At 48.4% G+C, this 19,806-nt stretch carries 20 protein-coding genes and 1 pseudogene; 8 read left to right on the top strand and 13 right to left on the bottom strand.

Going from position 1 to position 19,806, the window contains the following annotated elements:
• Positions 1 to 74: 74 nt before the first annotated feature.
• The 3 genes from apbC (at position 75) to PRUTH_RS06610 (ending at position 4,345) form a co-directional block, all read left to right on the top strand.
• Positions 75 to 1,160 carry an iron-sulfur cluster carrier protein ApbC gene (gene apbC, locus PRUTH_RS06620; RefSeq protein ID WP_151172895.1) on the top strand — a complete coding sequence of 362 codons (1,086 nt, stop codon included), beginning with the start codon at positions 75 to 77 and terminating at the stop codon, positions 1,158 to 1,160.
• Positions 1,161 to 1,162: 2 nt separating this feature from the next.
• Positions 1,163 to 1,753: a dCTP deaminase gene (gene dcd, locus PRUTH_RS06615; protein WP_022943631.1), complete on the top strand. Its 591-nt coding sequence runs from the start codon at positions 1,163 to 1,165 to the stop codon at positions 1,751 to 1,753.
• Between the two features lie 90 nt (positions 1,754 to 1,843).
• Positions 1,844 to 4,345 (top strand): EAL domain-containing protein, encoded by a 2,502-nt coding sequence (locus PRUTH_RS06610; protein WP_151172894.1) that lies wholly within the window; start codon positions 1,844 to 1,846, stop codon positions 4,343 to 4,345.
• On the opposite strand, the gene PRUTH_RS06605 is transcribed toward PRUTH_RS06610, so the two are convergent.
• A complete protein-coding gene (locus tag PRUTH_RS06605) occupies positions 4,287 to 5,078 on the bottom strand; it encodes a CLCA_X family protein (protein ID WP_151172893.1) in 792 nt (263 codons plus the stop codon). The genes PRUTH_RS06610 and PRUTH_RS06605 overlap by 59 nt on opposite strands.
• Entirely contained in the window at positions 5,075 to 5,665 is a 591-nt protein-coding gene (locus tag PRUTH_RS06600; protein WP_130144875.1) for a tRNA-uridine aminocarboxypropyltransferase, read from the bottom strand. The genes PRUTH_RS06605 and PRUTH_RS06600 overlap by 4 nt, the downstream gene beginning before the upstream one ends.
• Before the next feature lie 116 nt (positions 5,666 to 5,781).
• Between PRUTH_RS06600 and PRUTH_RS06595 the strand changes: the two genes are divergently transcribed.
• From PRUTH_RS06595 to PRUTH_RS06585, 3 genes and pseudogenes are all read left to right on the top strand, one after another.
• Positions 5,782 to 6,123, top strand: a complete 342-nt coding sequence (locus PRUTH_RS06595) for an Hpt domain-containing protein (protein WP_022943635.1) — start codon at positions 5,782 to 5,784, stop codon at positions 6,121 to 6,123.
• 88 nt (positions 6,124 to 6,211) lie between these two features.
• Positions 6,212 to 7,429, top strand: a pseudogene (locus tag PRUTH_RS06590) (pyridoxal phosphate-dependent aminotransferase).
• Between the two features lie 127 nt (positions 7,430 to 7,556).
• Entirely contained in the window at positions 7,557 to 8,447 is an 891-nt protein-coding gene (locus tag PRUTH_RS06585; RefSeq protein WP_170268906.1) for a DMT family transporter, read from the top strand.
• Here the strand turns inward: PRUTH_RS06585 and PRUTH_RS06580 are convergent.
• The 7 genes from PRUTH_RS06580 to PRUTH_RS06550 all read right to left on the bottom strand — a co-directional run bounded on the left by PRUTH_RS06580 (position 8,416) and on the right by PRUTH_RS06550 (position 15,074).
• Positions 8,416 to 9,099, bottom strand: a complete 684-nt coding sequence (locus PRUTH_RS06580; protein WP_151172891.1) for a M15 family metallopeptidase — start codon at positions 9,097 to 9,099, stop codon at positions 8,416 to 8,418. The two genes, PRUTH_RS06585 and PRUTH_RS06580, sit on opposite strands and share 32 nt — an antisense overlap.
• Positions 9,096 to 10,223, bottom strand: a complete 1,128-nt coding sequence (gene dapE / locus PRUTH_RS06575; protein WP_151172890.1) for a succinyl-diaminopimelate desuccinylase — start codon at positions 10,221 to 10,223, stop codon at positions 9,096 to 9,098. The genes PRUTH_RS06580 and dapE overlap by 4 nt, the downstream gene beginning before the upstream one ends.
• Before the next feature lie 2 nt (positions 10,224 to 10,225).
• A complete protein-coding gene (locus tag PRUTH_RS06570; RefSeq protein ID WP_045978657.1) occupies positions 10,226 to 10,579 on the bottom strand; it encodes an ArsC family reductase in 354 nt (117 codons plus the stop codon).
• Between the two features lie 5 nt (positions 10,580 to 10,584).
• Positions 10,585 to 11,079, bottom strand: coding sequence for a PTS glucose transporter subunit IIA (locus PRUTH_RS06565; RefSeq protein WP_052698142.1), 495 nt, complete (start codon positions 11,077 to 11,079; stop codon positions 10,585 to 10,587).
• Positions 11,076 to 11,459, bottom strand: coding sequence for an ACT domain-containing protein (locus PRUTH_RS06560; RefSeq protein ID WP_022943642.1), 384 nt, complete (start codon positions 11,457 to 11,459; stop codon positions 11,076 to 11,078). Before PRUTH_RS06560 ends, PRUTH_RS06565 begins: the two co-directional genes overlap by 4 nt.
• Before the next feature lie 247 nt (positions 11,460 to 11,706).
• The gene (pta, locus tag PRUTH_RS06555; protein ID WP_138510216.1) at positions 11,707 to 13,872 is read right to left on the bottom strand and encodes a phosphate acetyltransferase; all 2,166 of its coding nucleotides are present in this window, start codon (positions 13,870 to 13,872) and stop codon (positions 11,707 to 11,709) included.
• Entirely contained in the window at positions 13,872 to 15,074 is a 1,203-nt protein-coding gene (locus PRUTH_RS06550) for an acetate kinase (RefSeq protein ID WP_151172889.1), read from the bottom strand. Before PRUTH_RS06550 ends, pta begins: the two co-directional genes overlap by 1 nt.
• A gap of 177 nt (positions 15,075 to 15,251) precedes the next feature.
• Between PRUTH_RS06550 and yfbV the strand changes: the two genes are divergently transcribed.
• The gene (yfbV, locus tag PRUTH_RS06545) at positions 15,252 to 15,698 is read left to right on the top strand and encodes a terminus macrodomain insulation protein YfbV (protein WP_022943645.1); all 447 of its coding nucleotides are present in this window, start codon (positions 15,252 to 15,254) and stop codon (positions 15,696 to 15,698) included.
• Here the strand turns inward: yfbV and rlmA are convergent.
• From rlmA to xthA, 3 genes are read right to left on the bottom strand one after another with little or no spacing between them, the layout of a single operon-like run.
• Positions 15,683 to 16,492 (bottom strand): 23S rRNA (guanine(745)-N(1))-methyltransferase, encoded by an 810-nt coding sequence (rlmA, locus tag PRUTH_RS06540; RefSeq protein WP_151172888.1) that lies wholly within the window; start codon positions 16,490 to 16,492, stop codon positions 15,683 to 15,685. The two genes, yfbV and rlmA, sit on opposite strands and share 16 nt — an antisense overlap.
• Entirely contained in the window at positions 16,489 to 17,112 is a 624-nt protein-coding gene (locus tag PRUTH_RS06535; RefSeq protein WP_130144894.1) for an energy-coupling factor ABC transporter permease, read from the bottom strand. Before PRUTH_RS06535 ends, rlmA begins: the two co-directional genes overlap by 4 nt.
• A gap of 8 nt (positions 17,113 to 17,120) precedes the next feature.
• Positions 17,121 to 17,924 (bottom strand): exodeoxyribonuclease III, encoded by an 804-nt coding sequence (gene xthA, locus PRUTH_RS06530; RefSeq protein WP_045978660.1) that lies wholly within the window; start codon positions 17,922 to 17,924, stop codon positions 17,121 to 17,123.
• 316 nt (positions 17,925 to 18,240) lie between these two features.
• Here xthA and PRUTH_RS06525 point away from each other — a divergent pair, with 316 nt between their 5' ends.
• On the top strand, positions 18,241 to 18,678 hold the full coding sequence (locus PRUTH_RS06525) for a hypothetical protein (RefSeq protein WP_026110933.1): 438 nt from the start codon (positions 18,241 to 18,243) through the stop codon (positions 18,676 to 18,678).
• A 115-nt stretch (positions 18,679 to 18,793) separates the two neighbouring features.
• Here PRUTH_RS06525 and glsA read toward each other — a convergent pair whose 3' ends face one another.
• Positions 18,794 to 19,801 carry a glutaminase A gene (glsA, locus tag PRUTH_RS06520; protein ID WP_151172887.1) on the bottom strand — a complete coding sequence of 336 codons (1,008 nt, stop codon included), beginning with the start codon at positions 19,799 to 19,801 and terminating at the stop codon, positions 18,794 to 18,796.
• Positions 19,802 to 19,806 lie beyond the last annotated feature (5 nt).

Raw genomic sequence — 19,806 nt, 5'->3', positions numbered from 1 at the left:
GTGTTAATGCCCCGAATGTTACATAATTTGGCGGCACTTTTCATTACGCTTCGTTAATTATTTATGCAGTTATCATGTTAGGATTTGGTTCAAAAGTGAAATCCGCACTTTTCGGTAGTCACAAGCCAGCAAAATGGCCGTCTCAATATCAACAGTGTTTAGCGTCGTATCGCAGCGCCGCATTTCCAGTCGGGGTTCCCCCAGACGCTATTAGTGGTGACAGTAGCGAGACGCATTGCCACATCAACGCTCCTTTTGCATGTGCTCAAGAGGCAGCGGCGTTGCGTCAGTATATCGCTGAGCATCTTCAACGTGATGTGCGTGTTGACATCGACGTAACACTGCAAGAATCGCCGCGTCTTAAAGCCATTAAGCACATTATTCTCGTGGCCTCTGGCAAAGGTGGGGTTGGCAAGTCGACCTGTGCTGTCAATATGGCGTTGGCGCTTCGCCGAGAGGGAGCGAAAGTGGGCATTCTCGATGCTGATATATACGGCCCTTCTATCCCGCTGTTATTGGGCTTGCAAGGTGAAAAACCTCAGGCCAAGGATGAAAATACTTTGCTGCCATTTGAAGTCCATGGCATCAAAGCGCAGTCTATCGGCTTTTTGGTAGACCCCGATGATGCCACCGTCTGGCGCGGACCGATGGCCTCGCAAGCTCTGTCGCAACTGCTCATGGAAACAGACTGGGGCGAGCTTGACTACTTGTTGGTTGACATGCCTCCAGGTACTGGCGACATTCAATTGACTATGTCACAAAAAGTACCGGCCAGCGCAGCCATTATCGTCACAACACCACAAGACCTAGCCCTTGCCGATGCCCACAAGGGCGTGAAGATGTTTGAAAAAGTGAACGTCCCCATTCTCGGTTTGATAGAAAACATGAGTCAGTTCCAATGCCCGCACTGTGGCGAAACCAGCCACATTTTTGGTGCCGATGGAGCGCAACAGCTGGCACAGCGTTATGGCGTGCCTATATTAGCGCAGCTGCCGCTCGAGATGGGCATTCGTCAATGTTCGGAACAAGGCGCGGACTTGGGTGATGAATATCCTGAGTTAGGCCACTACTTTGCTCATGCGGCGCGTATCAGTGCCAGTGAGCTTTATTACCAACAGGGCGCTAAGCAGCGCGTTGAGATTATTTTTACGGACGACTAACCATGCGTTTATCAGATACCCATATAAAACAGTACTTGGCTGAGCAGCGAATTCAAATTACCCCGACGCCAGGTGAGCAAGCCATCTCTGGCGTCAGCGTTGATTTGCGATTGGGTAATAAATTTAGAGTATTTCAAGATCATGCCGCCCCGTATGTTGATCTCAGTGGCCCCAAAGCGCAGCTAAACGCGGCTATGGAATCCATTATGAGTGATGAAATCGTGCTTGGTGAAGGAGAAGCCTTTTTCCTTCATCCAGGGGAACTCGCTTTGGCAATCACTTACGAATCAGTGACCTTACCGGCTGATATTGTTGGCTGGCTCGATGGACGGTCATCGCTCGCCCGCTTGGGCTTAATGGTTCATGTGACTGCTCACCGTATTGATCCGGGGTGGTCGGGCAATATTGTCCTTGAGTTTTATAATTCAGGCAAGCTGCCGCTGGCGCTGCGCCCGAACATGAAAATTGGTGCCATGAGCTTTGAAACACTCACCAGCCCCGCTGAGAAGCCATATAATGCCCGTGAAGATGCAAAATACAAAGGACAAGACGGTGCCATCGCCAGTCGTATTGGTGATGATGGTCAGCAATAACCCTATGCTGTAATACAAAGTATTTAAATTTCATGGAAAAATCGTGCACCTCTTCCATACTGTACAAGGAAGAAGTTGCACGGGGGCTTAATGGTAAAGCAGCATAAACTGAGCGCACATTTGTGGGTCATGGTTATCGTTATGCTGGGATTTTTGGCTCCAGGGCATAGTGGTGCGCTGGCTGATGACCAACAGCATGTCAGCGTCGAGATGATGCAAAGCGAGCAGCCCCTGTCATTAGCTCAGGTAACTCAACAGCCCTTTGTAGGAAGTCGCATGGTAGCGATGGGCGAAGCAATGCTGCTTAATGCGGGAGGGGATTATTGGTTCAAGATTGCTCTGCCTGCTGATAGCTGTCCCAGTTCAAGCTGTTACTTGCGCGCGCAAAACCCCGCCATTTTTAATATCGACTTTTATCTTTTTGATAATGGCCGGTTGCTGAGCCACAGTGCCGCAGGGTCTCTGGCTTGGCCACCGGGGCGTGATGTTGGCGCCTCAATGGCCATTAGTGGTGCACAAGACCGTATTGTGTATGTGCACGTGCGGGCGCAGCGTCATGCGCTTTTTGCCCTCGAGCATCAAACAGAACTCGCATTTAATAAAGAGCAACAGCAGCATTGGCTTGGGTGGTCGTCCTTTTCAGGGTTGATGCTTGGCTTCGTGATCTACTGCGTCGCTGTATGGCTTGCCTATCGCGCTGGTTACTATGGATTTTTTGCTTTGTACATCGCCAGTAGCAGCATATTTCTACTGGCCCAAGTTGGCATTACTAAATTTTTAACTCCCCAGAGTGTGCACAGCTTTTTGGTTCACTACACGGCGCTTAACGGCGTGATTATATGCATCTCTTTATTACTTTTCTTATCGCGATTACTCAGGCTAGATGAGCGTGCGAAAACCCTGCATAAAGTGTTTATAGCCGCGTTGTGGGCTGGCTGTATTGCCGCGAGTGTGAGCCCCTTTATGGCGTTGGCTCACCAAGGAGTAATCATGGAGGTGTTGTTTGCCGCAACCCTAGTGTTAGCCATCATTGCTAGTGTCAAATACAGTCCGATGCAGCGCTGGGGCAGGCTATTGGCGTTTAGTTGGCTACCTTTGGCCACCGTGGTCCTGGCGTTAGCGTTATTTTATCTGCGACCTTATGAAGTGGGCATTTATTTGTACGCCGCGTTTGCCTTTGCCTTAGTATTGAACTGTTTGCTGATAGGCTTTGCGATGACGCTGCGAGAGCGGGGGCAAATGATGGCCCATCGCCAGATAGTGTATACAGATTCTGGAACCGGTCTGGCAAATAAGCAATTGCTTAATAAAACCTTGAAGAGCGCTCGTCACGAGGCCATCACGCTGGTTATGTTTAAGCCTCGGGGTTTGGTGCAGTCGCGCGCTAATTTCGGTATTAGCCACGCGGACCGTTACATTAAATCGGTGATCCACCATGTTGAGCACCAACTTGATGGGTTACCGCTATTGGCGCTGGGGCATCAGAATTCTGCTGTGGTGTGTCGCTTTAGTGACGATATTTTTGCTTTAGGGATTTGTGGCACACTGGAGCTCAGTACTATTGAGCAAGCGGTATGCGTGATCAATTCGGTATTTAATGAGGGCGTCGAGATTGATGATACCCACTTGATAGACCAGGTTGATTTTGGTGTTGCGAATTATCCACTTCATGCTCAATCTCATGAGCAATTAGTGCGTTACGCAATGCAAGCTTTATATCGTGACCGGTTACCCGGGCAGTTGTGGCACCTGTACTCTTTGGAAGACAGTATTCGCTCGCAGCGGCGCTTAAGCTTAGCCTCAGATTTAAAAACCGCCATCAGCGATAACCAATTTCGTATTTATTTGCAGCCGCAAATATGTCTGCAAGATCAGAGTGTCTATGGTGCCGAGGTGTTACTGCGTTGGCAACACCCTAGCAATGGCTTAATCACCCCCGACCAGTTTATACCCATTGCAGAGTCGGCAGGGCAAATTATGGAAATAACCGAATGGGTGCTAAGCGAATGTATTGCATTGCAGGCTAAACTCCATGAGTTCGCCCCCAAGCATGTTATGTCGATTAATATCTCCGGTCGAGACTTAAGCAATAAGAGTTTGCCGACGCATATTCTCACCTCACTACAAGAGCAACGGGTCGCACCATCGAGCATTATGTTGGAGCTGACAGAGTCGGCGACAATAGGTGGTCAGCGTAACGCTAAAACAGTGTTTGATGAATTCCGGCGCATTGGTGTTAAATTAGCCATTGATGACTTTGGCACCGGCTATTCATCATTGGCATATTTAAGTTACTTAGGCTTTAACGAACTCAAAATCGATAAGCAGTTTGTGCACAATATTGCTGACTCTCCAAAAGATCAGTCAATATGCCAAGCCACCTGCGACCTTGCGCAAAGTCTTCAAGCGATGGTGGTCGCAGAAGGGATTGAGTCACTGAGCGATGCGCAGTACATGCGTAGCTATGGTTGTGACATCGGTCAAGGGTATTATTTTGCTAAACCTATGCCGGTTGCTCAGTACATGCAATGGCTTAGTCAGCATCATGACTTCGGCTTAGGGCTTGACCCAAAATCGCAAAGTAACGGCTGAAATAGGGCGCTAGCAGGCGCGCTTCATCGTCAGTAGGGTAGCCGCCAAGCTTTGCCAACTCACCTTGTTTAGTACCATTGACCAAATACTGGTTTTGCAGCGTATGGCTTTGAATATAATGCTCAAAAGCGCGTGCGCTAAGCTCTTCAGGCATCGCAAAGTAAAGGCGTCCAGCAGAATTATCAAGGTCAATGGCGCGCTTCATGTAATCGGAGCTATGATGCGCGCTGGCATCAAGAAATAAATGCCGGAACAAAGAGTTTAACGCTTGGTTCATGGGGTGTGTATGGATATCTTCGCGCGTCAGCCATAGTTTGCTGGCAAAGGCGAGCCGGCTGACCTGCGAAGTGAACAAAAAGCGGCTAATGTAATGATCAAATGCATGCCACCATTCATGAGCCAATGCACCACAGCCTGCGTTTTTCGCCAATGCCAAGGTCCGGGTGGTACTTTGATAATGGGCTTGGACACCGAGCTGGCCGCCTTGACCGAATGCCAGCGTTAAGGTTTGCCGCAGGCCAATCGCTTCGGGAGGGATGGCTAAAATCTGGGTTAGGTCCGCAAGCGCATCGTACACTAGATTAGCGGCGCGCTGACATTCCTCAGCGCTCACCCAGCGGCCAAGAGATATGGCTCGAAAGCCAAATGTGGCACGCACTTCAGCAAAATCGACATCAACACCAAAGCGGTAATCAGGCCCTCGGCGGTACTTTTTTGCCATTAACTGACTCATGATGAGTACCGCTGACGAACATGCGCAGGCATGTTTTTGAGCTGCTCCTGGACGAACCCAGCCAATAGTTGCTTTAGGGGCTGTGTTGATAGGCCCTCAAGCTGAGCCAAACAATAATTCGTCGCTTCCAACGTCGACAGGCTATCGTCACGGTTTGCTTTACGGATCCGGTACTCGCTTGCCGGTGGTTGCGCGAAAGTCAAACTAGGCAGGGCATGCAGCCAAGGGTTCAACTGCCACAACCGATGTACTTTACTCCAGGTGCCATCGAGTAGAATAATATGCTTGATGGTACCGCGCTGCTCGCTAAGTTGCTCAATGGCGTTTGCTTGCTCACTGGGGTAGACAACCGCAACGCCCTGATCAAGGATGCTTTGCACAGCCAAAAAATCCCCGGGGTTTTCACCGGTACAGACATTAATTCGCTTTAAAGCGAGCTGAAGAAGCGGCGTGGTGCTCTTAGCTTGGCTGAGCTCGTGGGGATGGCGTAAAATCCACACAGTGATGGTATTCTCAACCGCAATAACATATTTACACACGCAGTGAGAGCTTGGGTAGTGACACTGAGTGCACAGATTCCGAGCCATAAATGCCCCATTAAATTGCAAACACCGCTATTGTAATTGCTTTAAGTGCTTGCTCCAAGTTGTCCATTTGCTAATCTCAGCTTATGCTTTAAGAAATAACCTTAGGAATTAGTATCATGGAAATAAAAATAGATGAGAATGCGCTGGTTGCCATGAAAAGTTTATTGGCCGATCAATTTGATGCGACGTTGACCTTTTGCTTTAGTGAATTTACCCGCTTACATGGTGCTTTTTTGCAAAGCTTAGATAGCCAAGATAGTGAAGCGATACGTAACATTCACAGCTTAAAGTCGAATGCGGCGCAATTCGGTGCTATCACCTTAGCAGATACTGCGCGACGTATTGAGCAGGGGTTATCTCAAGGTGAGCGCCAGTCACTACAGCAGGATATTGATAGTTTGGATGAGGTCATCGCCAGTAGCGTCGTGCAAATGAAGCAGTGGCAGCAACAGAGTTGAAATTAATTCATTAATAACCCCCTGTCGCTACTGGTAATTTCCCTTTGGGCCCGATAATCTAACTGAGCATTTCGATTAAGGGGGAAGTATGTCCGAGATACTCAAAAGCCAGAAGTTACAGGGTGTGTGTTACGATATTCGTGGTCCGGTTTTACAAGCCGCAAAGGCCATGGAAGATGAAGGGTAAAAAGTCCTTAAGCTCAATATCGGAAACCCTGCCGCGTTTGGCTTTGACATGCCAGAGGACATGCTCCGAGACATCATCCGTAACCTGAGCTCAGCACAAGGTTATTGCGATTCAAAGGGTTTATACTCGGCGCGTGTAGCTGTATATCAGCATTATCAACAACGCGGCCTACACAACCTTAGCGTTGATAATATCTTTATTGGTAACGGGGTCAGCGAACTCATCCAAATGGTGACGCAGGCGCTGGTTAACAATGACGATGAAATCCTTATTCCTGCCCCTGATTACCCCTTGTGGAGTGCCTGTGTGACGCTCTCAGGAGGGAAAGCTGTCCATTATCGCTGTGATGAACAGGCTGATTGGTTTCCTGATATCGACGATATTCGCAGTAAAATCACCAATAAGACCAAGGCGCTGGTATTAATTAACCCCAATAATCCCACCGGGGCTGTGTATAGCAATGCGCTCTTGCATGAACTTATCGCACTCGCTCGCGAGCACAACTTATTACTTTTAAGTGATGAGATTTACGAGAAAATCCTATTTGATAATACGCCACATAGCTCTATTGCAGCGTTGTGCGACGATGTCCCGGTGATCACCTTTAATGGCTTGGCGAAAACTTATCGCGCAGCGGGTTTACGTATGGGGTGGATGGTACTAAGCGGGCCCACCAAAAGGATGGCAGACTTAATCAAAGGCCTAGAGATGCTTGCCTCGATGCGCTTATGTGCCAATGTGCCAGCACAAAACGCAATTCAACAAGCGTTAGGGGGCGTGCAATCCATTGATGCGTTAATCGAGCCGGGTGGTCGTTTGTACGAGCAGCGTACTATCGCTTGGCAAGGGTTGAACGATATTGACGGCATTAGTTGTGTCAAACCCAAAGGCGCGTTGTATGGCTTTGCTAAGGTCGATACAAAGCGCTTTAATATCACCAATGATGAGACCATGGTGTTAGATTTGCTTACGCAAGAGAAAATTCTGTTGGTGCATGGGCGCGGTTTTAACTGGCCTGAGCCGGACCACTTCCGCATTGTGTTCCTGCCGCACAAAGATGAGTTACGACCAGCGATGGAGCGCATCGGGCGCTTTTTCAGTCGGTATCGGCAAAGCTAGTGGGGGTTATCACGCCAGCCTATCGTTGGTGTGAAGCACCATTGGGTTTTTAATGCCCTTAGCCGTGAAAAATTTTACCGTTTTTGCCTGTCTGCTACTAAATAATTAAGCACACATGGAAACCACTATGCCCTCACACTCTCGGTATGCTCCTTGGTTGTATGCGCTGCTGAGCATGCTCGCATTTGCTGCTAATTCCTTACTCAATCGTGAGGCCCTGGCCATGGTGCATATTGATCCGTTGAGCTTTGCCGCCATTCGCACCGTTAGCGGCGCTTTAATGTTAACACTCCTGGTGATGTGCTCTACGGGTCGGCAAGGCCAAAAGAAATCGGTGCGGGCAACAGGGGGCAGTTGGCTCGGGGCAATAAGCTTAACCATTTACATGTTTGCTTTTTCGATTGCATACATTAGCTTAGATGCTGGCCTAGGCGCCTTGCTACTGTTCAGTGCGGTGCAGTTTTGCATGATCTCTTGGGCCCTGTTACACAAAGAGCGCTTCAGCGTTTTGCAATGGGTGATGCTACTGGTGGCGATGACAGCCTTTTTCATTTTGCTGAGCCCACAGGGCACGGATGTGCATTTAGGGTATAGCGGAATTATGATAGTCGCCGGTGTCGCGTGGGGCAGCTACAGTATACTCGGGCAAGGCCGCAAAGACGCGACTTTGGCAAGTGCAGATAATTTTCAACGTGCGGCAATGCTTTCAGTGCTAATTATGGTTGGAGTATTGGTATCACAACAAACATTATTTGCTCACCCCAAAGGGCTTGTGCTTGCTTTCGTCTCGGGCGCTATAACGTCAGCGCTCGGGTATGCCTTGTGGTATCGGGTTATCCAGCGCATTAAAGCCAGTCAAGCGGCGGTGATGCAACTCAGCGTACCGCCGCTGGCTATGGTAGGTGGGGCTGTCTTGCTCGGTGAGCGCATTGATGGCACTGCCATGGTCAGTGCCGCCGTATTAGTGGCTGCAATTGGCGTGTTTATTATCGCGCGGCAAAAACAGGGCCAACATTAGTAACAAACTGCGTACACAGGGTATCGAGGTGCGCCATGATTGTCTCATTGCCAGCCACGTCACTGTCGCGCAAGGCATCGGCGATGGTGCTCGGGTTTTGCCATGGCAGCAAGATACTGGCGCTGGTTATATGGCTAATGTGCCACGGCTCCGGCGCTACGCCTCCGCGATAACAATCATACGGTCGGTAAAAGCCGTACTCGGCCATGTGCTCATCCAACCATTGAGATAACTGTGCAAAAGGCCCTGTGGGTGCATATTCTTGCTGCGTTAATGCCAGCGCATAGTCGTCGCTGACAGCGCCACTGTCCCAGACATCAAAGTCAGTACCAAAATGATGCCGACTGGCACCGGGGAGAGCTGAAAATAACATAATAGCTTGGCATCGTTGCAAAGTATTGAGGTGCGACAACTCGACTACCTGCTCATTGATATCTAATACACTGCGGTGGCCATTAAATTTTGCATTCCAAATCGCAGCTTGGCGTGAGAACGAACGAAACGCCGAGGCTACGCGTAAATCAATACCGTCCTTTGCAGCCCCGCGCTGCAACCGCTTCAAATCGTGTAGCGCCTCATGGTGGACAGATTGCTGTTGATAACTGACTAAGTGCTCGTCACTTCGCCCTGTGGCACACATCGCTAGATTCATGTGAGTAAACGTTCCAAAATTCCCTCATAAATGAGCGCAAGGTTGTCTAAATCAGCACAACTGACGTATTCGTTCACTTGGTGAATAGTTGCATTACGCGGCCCAAGCTCGACGACTTTTGCCCCTGTGGGGGCGATAAAGCGGCCATCAGAGGTACCGCCGCTGGTTTGCAACTCGGCTTGATAACCCAATTGGCTATGAATTGCCTGTTGGACAGCGTCAATCAGCTCACCCGGCTCAGTGATAAAGGGTTCACCATTGTGCACCCAACTGAGCTCATAGGGGAGCTGGTGTTGTTGTAACAATTGCACAACGCGTTGCTGTAGTTGTGGTGCCGTTACTTCGGTGCTGTAGCGAAAGTTAAATTGCACCTCTAAATCCCCTGGAATTACATTTCCGGCTCCGGTTCCTGCATTGATATTGGAGATTTGCATGCTGGTGGCAGGGAAGTATGCGTTTCCCTCATCCCACTTTTCAGCGCACAAAGCGTCTAGAAAACCAGTGGCGCGATGGACGGGGTTATCGGCTAAATGGGGGTAAGCTACGTGCCCTTGTTTACCTTTCACGGTTAAAAACGCAGTTAATGAGCCACGGCGGCCATTTTTAACGACATCAGCTAACTTATCTGTGGATGAAGGCTCTCCGACAATACACATGTCTATGTGCTCATTACGTGCTTGCAGTGTATCGATAACCCGAGTGGTGCCATTAATAAAGGGTCCTTCCTCATCAGAGGTGATAAGAAATGAGATTGAACCTTTATGATTAGGGTGTTTTTTTACGAAACGCTCGGTTGCTACCACCATCGCCGCCAATGACCCTTTCATATCAGCGGCACCGCGCCCATGTAAATAACCATCGTGCTCTGTGGCGGCAAAGGGTGGGAATTGCCATTGGCTCTCATCGCCGGTAGGTACCACATCGGTGTGCCCGGCAAAGCAGACATTGGGCGGCTGATTATTACGTCGTGACCAGGTGTTTAGGGTATCAACAAAAAACATCGGCTCATTGTTAAAGCCCACCTTGGCTAAACGTTCACTGATCACATGCTGGCAACCGGCGTCATCAGGGGTCACCGAGCGCCGGCGCATCAGCTCTTTAGCTAGGTTTATGACATCACTCATAATTAGCTCTTAGCGAACATGTTGTCGTAATCGGCCGCTTTATAGCCAATTAATGCCTGATCGTCAGTGCGTAGAATAGGGCGCTTGATTAACGCCGGGTGTTCAACCATTAATGCCATGGCGCTGTCTTTATCAAGCTGCTGTTTTTGCTCATCACTGAGTTGGCGATAGGTGGTGCCTCGTTTATTGACCATGGTTTGCCAACCAAACAGGGCTTCGAGTTGTGCCAGCAGGTCACTGTCGAGACCGTGTTTGCGATAATCGTGAAATGAATAATCGACGCCCAAATTATCTAAGTGCTTTTTCGCTTTTTTAATGGTGTCGCAATTACTAATGCCGTAAAGAATGATGCTCATGAAATCTACTTCTTGTGATAAATGAATAACAAAGGCTCAGCGCAATGTGCCTGCTTGTGGCTAAATAATATCTCTGCGCTAAAACGTGTGTGGGTCACTATCATAGCGACCCGAGGTGCCGATTTAAACTGGCGTAGGTCAAAGTAAGCGAGTTGCATCCCTTTGCGTACAGGGGTGCAGTTAAGCGCCGATAGTTTTGCCTTGTTCGTTAGCGTGGGCTCATCGCTGTGTAAATGCACTAATATATGCACGCCGTTATTGCTTTTAAAGCGCCATTGTTTGGCACCCATATCAACGCTGAGTAGCTGACCGTCGCAAGGGGCTACCAACTTATGTGAATGCATCTCGATACACACCCCAGCGCCAAGTAACCCATGTGCCATAAGTGCACTGGGCAGGCAACTTAAAGGGTGCACTTGGCCGCTCACAGGAGCACACAGTGTTAGGGTGGGTGAAGGGGGTAACTCAGCTGGCAAGCAAAATTGACTAACTTGGCTCATGAGCGAACGGTGTAACCTTCTTTTTTAAGTGTCGACATGGCATTTTTTGCCTGTACGCGTTTAACCAAAATATAGTCTGTATCAAAGGTAGATACAGCAAAAATGGAAATGTTCGCTTGTGCCAACACGCCGGAAATATTAGACAATATACCCGTAAGCGAAAAGCCAAGGGGACCGAGTACTTCAAAGGCCACCCAGCCTGGTTCTTGCTCTAAACTATCAAGCTCAATATCACTGTTGCATACAACGGAAAGCTCTTCAGCTGTTTTGGCAACGAAATAAAACTCGCTTTGGGTAATGGCTTTGGGGATCTCGCTGGTGCTCTCAAAGCTATGAATCGTAAAGTCGTTCGCAAGCAATTGTAGCGTTTGTTTAGCCATAACGATCCCCTTTGAGGTTAAAGTTAACTTATACCGAAAATAACTCGACGGGTCTAGGGACTTTGCTTTTGCTTAGTTAGATTATAAGCAAATCCAACATAAATGGGTATTAAGAGTGGGGTGAGGTAAGGGCCATGGTGACAAAATAAGTTGCTAACAAAAGCTGTGGATAAGTTTGGGGGTAGCGTGGTTAATAGTCTATAACTTTATGAAAAGGCAGCACTTATCTGTGCTGCCTGATTATTGTTCAGGCGTCGCTCAGTTGCTCAGCCGCTTGTTGTGCTTGAATTGCTGTCAGTGCGATGGTGTAGACGATGTCATCCACTAAGGCACCACGGCTTAAGTCATTCACCGGTTTACGCATGCCTTGAAGCATCGGGCCAATACTCACTAACTCGGCGCTTCGTTGTACAGCTTTATAGGTGGTATTGCCGGTATTCAAGTCAGGAAATATAAACACTGTTGCCTGTCCGGCGACCGGGCTATTTGGGGCCTTTTTGCGCGCTACATTTTCCATGATCGCGGCATCATATTGCAGGGGCCCATCAATGATAAGGTCGGGACGTTTTTGTTGCGCTAATTCAGTGGCGGTCCGTACTTTTTCGACGTCGGCGCCCGCGCCAGAGCTACCGGTGCTGTAGCTGATCATCGCCACCCTAGGTTCAATGCCAAAAGCGGCTGCTGAATCTGCCGACTGGATAGCAATATCTGCCAATTGCTCCGCCGTTGGGTCTGGGTTAATAGCACAATCGCCATAAACCAGTACTTGATCTGGCAGCAACATGAAAAAGACCGATGATACCAGTGATGAGCCTGGCGCCGTTTTAATCAACTGCAGCGGTGGGCGAATGGTGTTGGCTGTGGTATTGACAGCCCCAGACACTAGCCCATCGACTTCGCCTTCGGCTAACATCATGGTGCCTAGCACAACGTTATCTTGCAGCAATTCCTCGGCGACAACATGGGTAAGACCCTTGTTCTTACGAAGCTCAACCATAGGTGCAACGTAGTTAGCGCGGATGCTGTCAGGGTCAACAAGTTGAACATAGTCATTGAGTTCCACGCCCTGTTGCTCAGCGATACGCGCTATCTCTTGAGGGTCGCCCAATAGCACAGTCCGGGCAATGCCGCGCTCACCACAAATAGCTGCAGCCTTGATGGTGCGTGGCTCTTCGCCCTCCGGCAGGACGACGGTTTTGTTGGCTCTACGAGCCTTATCGGTAAGCAAGTAACGGAATGCTGGCGGCGAGAGTTTACGTGTTTTCTGCGAACTTTGCGCCAAGCTATCGAGCCACTGGCTATCGATATAGGTGGCTTGGTGCGCCTTAACTTTATCAACGCGCTGCTCATCATCGCAGGGCACTTCAAGGTTAAAGTTATGCAGCAATAATGACGTGCGCCACGTATCGTGCTCGGTAGCCAAAATAGGCAGGCCGGTTTGTTCCATAGCCTGTTGGCACAGCGCCATAATACGGGGCTCAGGTTCAATATCACCGGTGAGCAAAATGGCTCCTATCTTGGTGCCGTTCATCGCCGATAAGCAACCTGCAACTAACACATCTGAACGGTCCCCCGGTGTAACCAGTAACACTCCGGGAGAGATATGATTAAGTAAGTTAGACACGGTGCGCGCACAAAAGGTTACGCGACGTAAACGCCGATGCAATAAATCGCCTTGATGAATCACTTTAGCATCAAGATACTGTGCTAAATCGATGGCTCTTGGAGCGACCAGCTCGAAATCCCACGGGATGCTACCGAGCAAGCGAAAGGGTTGCCGGCGAAATAGCGGCATCGAGGCTAAACGGTGCAGCTCATTTTCTAGTTGCTCCGGGTTGAATTGCTCAACCAAGTCGGCCCGTGCTCGGCCTTGCTCATCAAGCGGCGCATTCACTTTGTTAAAGATACAACCAAGCACACGCGGGTGACTGATGCCACCGTAATTGCCAGCGGCTATCTCAATTTTGTCCTCTAACTCCTCTAAAGAGTCATTACTGGGAGTCACTACAAACACAATATCAGCGCCAAGAGTCTGGGCTATTTCTCGGTTCACACGCCCCGCATAAGGTTGGTTTCTGGTTGGTACCATGCCCTCAATGATGGCAATTTCATCATCATGAATTGCACTTTCAAAACGCTCAACGATCTCTTCAAGCAAGGTATTTCCTTTGCCATCGCCAATCATATTTTCAGCGTAGGTCAAAGAAAATGGCTCTGGTGGATTGATGCTAGAGCCGATTTTCACGATCGCAGTCGATTTCTCAGGTCCACACTCGCCACGACGGGGTTGGGCAATGGGCTTAAAGAAGTTTACTTTGATGGCTTTTTGTTCCAAGGCCCTCACTAAGCCCACGGAAACAGAGGTAAGGCCGACACCCGTGGAGACGGGAATTAGCATAATACGACGTGACATTATGACACTCCTTTTGCTAGGCGAGCGGCATCTTGGCAAATCATCCACTCCTCATTGGTGGGGATCACCACCGCCTGAGCACGGCTGGTTGCCGTGGTAATAACGCCTAGGTTGCCAAAGCGGGCCGCAAGGTTACTCTCTGGATCAACATGGATATCTAAAAAGCCTAAATGGGCGAGCACTTTAGCACGAATAATGTCTGAGTTTTCGCCAATGCCACCGGTAAAGATAAGTGCATCGAGACCAGCAAGCGGTACTAAATAAGCAGCAATCTGCTTAGCCAGTCGGTAACAGAAAATATCCAGGGCCAGGGTAGCCTTAGCATTGCCAGCGACATGCGCCTCTTCTATGGTGCGACAGTCATTGGATAATTCGCTGATCCCCAATAAGCCACTTTGCTTGTTGAGTATGTCGCTGACTTCTGCACTGGCATAACCTAGTTGGTTAGTCAGAAAGTCAAACAGTCCCGGGTCGATATCACCACTGCGAGTGCCCATCACCACGCCCTCTAAAGGGGTGAGCCCCATGCTGGTGTCAACACTGCGGCCATTTTTTATCGCACACACCGAGCAGCCATTGCCGAGGTGGGCACTAATGATGCGGCTGTTATCTGCATCTAATCCAAGCTCTTTAATAGCCATTAAACTCACATACGCATGACTGGTACCATGAAAGCCATAACGTCGCACACCATGGCGCTCATATAATGAGTAAGGCAAGGCATACAAATAAGCGTGCTTAGGCATTGTTTGATGGAAGGCGGTATCAAATACGGCAACCTGAACGAGCTCAGGAAATGCCGCCTGTGCAGCACGAATGCCCGTTAGGTTTGCTGGGTTATGCAATGGCGCCAATTGTGCAGTTTGAGTAATGGCATCAATAATATGGGGAGTGATAATCTGCGAGCCAGTGAATTGTTCGCCGCCATGCACCACACGATGACCTACGGCGATTAAATGTTGGCTCAAAGAGAAATTACCAATAAGCGTGACCAGGGTATCGATCGCTGTTTGGTGATCGGCGCCCTTAGGTAAGGCGTTAGTATGCTTGTCGCCAGCAAATTTATACTTTAAGGTGGCGTCGTCACTGTGCAGACGTTCTGCTAATCCAGTGAGTAGTTCATCGCCAGAGTTGGCATCCATAACAGCGAACTTCAAACTTGAGCTGCCACAATTGAGTACGAGGACGTGTTGTACAGACATTAAATAGACCTGTGGTTGAATGTAGGAACGTGAACCCATCAATGAACTTAGTCGGGCGCCAAAAGATTAGCTATAATCCTTAGGTGAACCTAGTGCAAAACTAGACTAAGGTATAATTGATAGGTGATATATATTTTACCTTAATTTCAGACATAGCGTTAGTTGTTAGAGGCGCAAATGCAAAAAAGTCTTATTTCGCAAATACAGCAAGGTCACCAGTACACTAAAGTGTGGCCGCTACGGCGTGAGCTAGCGCCGCTGTTTATAGAAAACAGGGTGGTGAATGCCACGGCCTTCGCTATCAAAATCATGCCTGCGGTGGCACTGACAAGTTTAGTGATTCAGCTTCAGGTGTTGGGGCAACAGTTTTTGGGGCCCGCTCTTGCATGCGCCTTACTGATCTTGTCTTTACCGGTGCAAGGTTTATTATGGCTCGGAAAACGTGCTGAGACACCGCTGCCACCAAGTATGGCACTGTGGTATCGTGAACTTCACGAGAAGATGGCTGCACAAGGATATCAAGGAGCACCAGCAAAAACTAAACCTTGCTATATGGAGTTGGCTAAGTTGCTCCGTGATATGTTTGAAAAAATGGACAAAGCCTTTCGTCAGGATATTTTCTGATACACCGTAATGAAAAACTCGGCGTCGATAGTCACCTCATCGGCGCTTGCCAAATCTGCCATTTGAATTTCACTGAACTTCCATGCAAAGGGTGTCATCAGGGCTAAATCCTTGGCATCTTCTCCAGCTAATGAAATCTGCTGTTGTAACAACTGTTGCCGTTGCCGATTGAATCCGGGCGGTGTGTCAGGAGCAGTGTGCTCGCGCACTTGTTGATATATGAGCGCTTTTAACTGCGCTAAGTGTCTTGGCCCTGGCGAAACAACAATAAGGTGGCCGTTGTCCTGTAACAAGCGTGCGCTTTCATCGGCGAAAATAGGGGCAAATACGCTGCTCACCACACTGGCGCAGCCACTGGCCATGGGCATTTGTTTGGTTGACGCCACGGCAAACTGACAACCAGGGTAGCGCTTGGCTCCATAACGCACGGCAGGTTTTGCAATGTCAATGCCATGAACAAGCTCTGGGTCTTGTAATTGTGCTGCCATCGCTGCGCTATAGTAGCCTTCACCGCAGCCCATATCGACAACATAACCTGTTCCCGAATAACACGCCGAGACTTCTCGTGCCAGCGCATCGCGCATAAATTGGTAGTGGCCCGCATTTAAAAATCGTCTTCGCGCCTGCACCATGTCCTGATTATCTCCAGGTTGTTTGGATTTTTTAAACTGTACCGGGAGCAAGTTGACGTATCCCTCTTTGGCATAATCAAATTGATGGCCCTTGGCGCACACCAATGCTTGGTTTTGACGTTGCAGCGGTTGCTGACAAAGAGGACAACAGTAAGCACTCATTGAGAGAGGTATTCCTTATCATAAAAGGTGCGCACCCAGTGTGGCCGATAGATCACCATCAATGTCATGGCCATGCCATTTAGCATCGCTTCGGGAAACCAGATCAGGGCGCTTAAAAATAGGTAGTTTTCAGTGAGCGTTACCCAATCATAACTACCGATAAACCAAAAATAGCCGGCACCGACAAAAATTTTTAGGCAATTGGCCAATGCTGCACACAAAAAGCTACAAACAAAAATATAGATGAACAGATGCCGGGGAAGGGCGTGATACACCACAATAAATAACAAATAGCTAAAATAAATAGGGATCAGCGCCGTCAGTATGATGAAGGTTGCTGCACTTTCAATACTGACCACGGAAAACGCCAGCAACAAGGCCGTTGCTAATACACTGGCCAGTGTCGCTAGGCGCCAGCCTAAGATCAGAGTGACCGCAGTGACGCCAAGAATATGGATATCTAGGCCCGGGAATATACCTGCCTTGATACGCCAAAGTAGTGCCAGTACTAAGGCGCAGGCAAATAAGCCTTTTTGCCGAGCAGGATGCGCTATCAACCCGGTTAAACTGGCTTTATCGATGCTCAGGGCAAGGATAATTGCAAGTATGATATAGCTCATGGCTGCGTTTAAAAAGTGCTCCAAATTGGGGCGTGATCAGAAGGCTTTTCAATGCCTCTTAACTCATAATCAATGCCGCTGTCACTCAGGGTGCTCGCCAATGCCTTGGTCGCCAAAATTACATCAATTCGCAGTCCTCGGTTATCATCGAAGCCTTTCGAACGATAGTCAAACCAAGAAAATTGGTCGTCCGTATCTGGGTGGCATTGGCGATAGGTATCGACCAAGCCCCAGGCCAGCAGTGTATCCAGCCACTCGCGTTCTTGTGGTTGAAATGAGCATTTTCCGGTTTTTAGCCAACGCTTTTTATTCGCTTCACCAATACCGATGTCTAGGTCGGTTGGGGAAATGTTGATATCCCCCATAACGGCTAATTTACTGTCAGCGTGGTAATGGCTATCCAATTCAGTCATCAAATCAGCATAAAACTGTCGTTTATAAGGGAACTTGGTTTCATGATTGATGTTATCGCCTTGCGGGAAATAGCCATTTAGCACCGTAACATCATCACCATGGCTATCTTCCACAGTAACGGCAATCATCCGTTTTTGATGATCATCGGTATCGGTAGAGAAGCCTTTTTTCACCTGCTTAGCGGGGTTTTTGGTTAGCATTGCCACGCCGTAATGACCTTTCTGCCCGTGAAAATACACGTGGTAGCCCATGGCTTCAACATCGGCGACAGGGAATAAGTCGTCATGTACTTTAATCTCCTGAAGGCCAACGACATCAGGGTTGTGTTTTTCCAATAGCGCCTGCAGTTGGTGTAACCTTGCGCGAATGCCATTGATATTAAATGAGATAAGTTTCATGTCCGGAGATCCTTTTGCACTAAATAACGGCGTTGTTGGCAGTATACCAAGCCCGTCGACAAGTAAAAATGGCTAGGCTTTTGTTTCGATTAAAAATGCAGTCTTACTGAACAAGTCGACATTTTTAAGATGATTTAATTGTGAGCAAAAAGTACAGCTATTAAGCATTTGTTACATGATAAATGTGATTACGTATATGAATTGTTAATTCTTTAAAATATTTTTAATTGCATAGCTAATGCAGTTGACATCGTATTTTGTGGATATAAAATTCAGTTCAAATTTTGATCACCCGTTCATTTTTGTGGAGTCTTACATGACCAAACTTACTGCCCTTGTTATCCCTTGTTTATTCGCTACTTCAGCTTTTGCCAGCACAGAGCGTGTTTATTTTGCTAAAAACGACAGTATTGAGTCTCAGGTCTGCGTAGCAGCTGCGAACCAAGGTTTAGCGGCAGCAAAAGAGCTAGGCGCAAAACATGGTATTCGTGTAAGCCGAGTATCTTCTAGTTTGTACTGCAACGGTCAAGATATTCGTGATATCGCTAAAAATGTGACGGTTGAAAATGCAAATAGCGACACTGCAGTAAGCCTTTACGCTAAAAATAATCAGCGAGAAACACAACTATGTTTGGAAGCTGCGCAAAAAGGTTTAAGCACATTAAGCCTACAGAACAAGCGTCTATCTAACCTTCGTTGTAACGGCCAGCCGGTTAAAGAATTTGTTAAGCGTTACCGTAATGCTGCAATCTAATGAGTGATTGAGCTCGCTCAGTCATTTTTCCACAAGTTGGATATCAAAACGCACCTTGAAAAAGGTGCGTTTTTCGTTGCATCGATGATAATGAAGTCAATGCGGATAGGGACAATTAATCAAGATGACTAAATATATTGGCGTTGGCCTTATCGGCGATATAATCTATCGCCCGCTGAGCGCGAACACTGTTGCCAGCCTCATCAAGTTTTGGTGAAAAAGCAGCGATAGCAAACTTTCCTGGCATCACCGCGATAATGCCACCACCGACACCACTTTTGGCCGGTAAACCTACTTGAAACGCCCAGTCGCCACTGGTTTCATAAAGCCCTGCGGTAGCCATCACCGCCAGCACACGTTGAACATTTTCTGCTGTCATTAGCGCTTCGCCAGTGACTGGGTGCGTGCCACCATTCGCGAGTACGGAAGCCATCATCGCGAGATCTTTGGTCGTCACTCCCACTGAGCATTGACGTGTATAGATATCTAAATTCATATCCACATCACCGTAGAAGCGGTCATAAGACTTAAGCAGTTCAGCGATAGCGAGGTTGTGGCCATTGGTTGCCGACTCTGATTGATATACCTCGTTCATCACCGCCAGCTCTCGGCCAGCAAATTGATCATACCAAGTAGCAATCGACTGCCATTTTTGCTGCGTCTTATCACCTTCTAGCAGACTCACTGTGGCCATGGCCCCGGCATTGACCAGTGGATTGACCGAGCGGTCTTGGTTCAGCTCGATAGCGGCAACAGAATTAAATGGCAATCCTGTGGCGTTGACGCCGATTTTATCGACTATTGCTTCGCTGCCTTGCTGCTCCATGGCTAAGGCGAGCGTAAATACCTTCGAAATGGACTGAATTGAAAATGTGGCGTCAATATCCCCTTGAGTGAATACTTGACCATCAGCGGTGACGATAGCAATGGCAAATAAACTGGAGTCCACTTTGGCCAGAGCCGGAATATAATCGGCGTTGGCTCCTGCATTGGTATCTTTGTATAAAGCATGAGCAGTATTGAGCACATGCTCGACCTTCTGTGGGTCATAAGGGCGAGCCAAACAGGCGGTACTGCACAAAATAATGAATGATAAAAAGGCTGAACTTATCCACGTTTTCATTGTTT

Source organism: Pseudoalteromonas ruthenica (assembly GCF_008808095.1).
Taxonomy (GTDB): Bacteria; Pseudomonadota; Gammaproteobacteria; order Enterobacterales; family Alteromonadaceae; genus Pseudoalteromonas; species Pseudoalteromonas ruthenica.
This window is presented reverse-complemented; position numbering and strand designations above follow the sequence as displayed.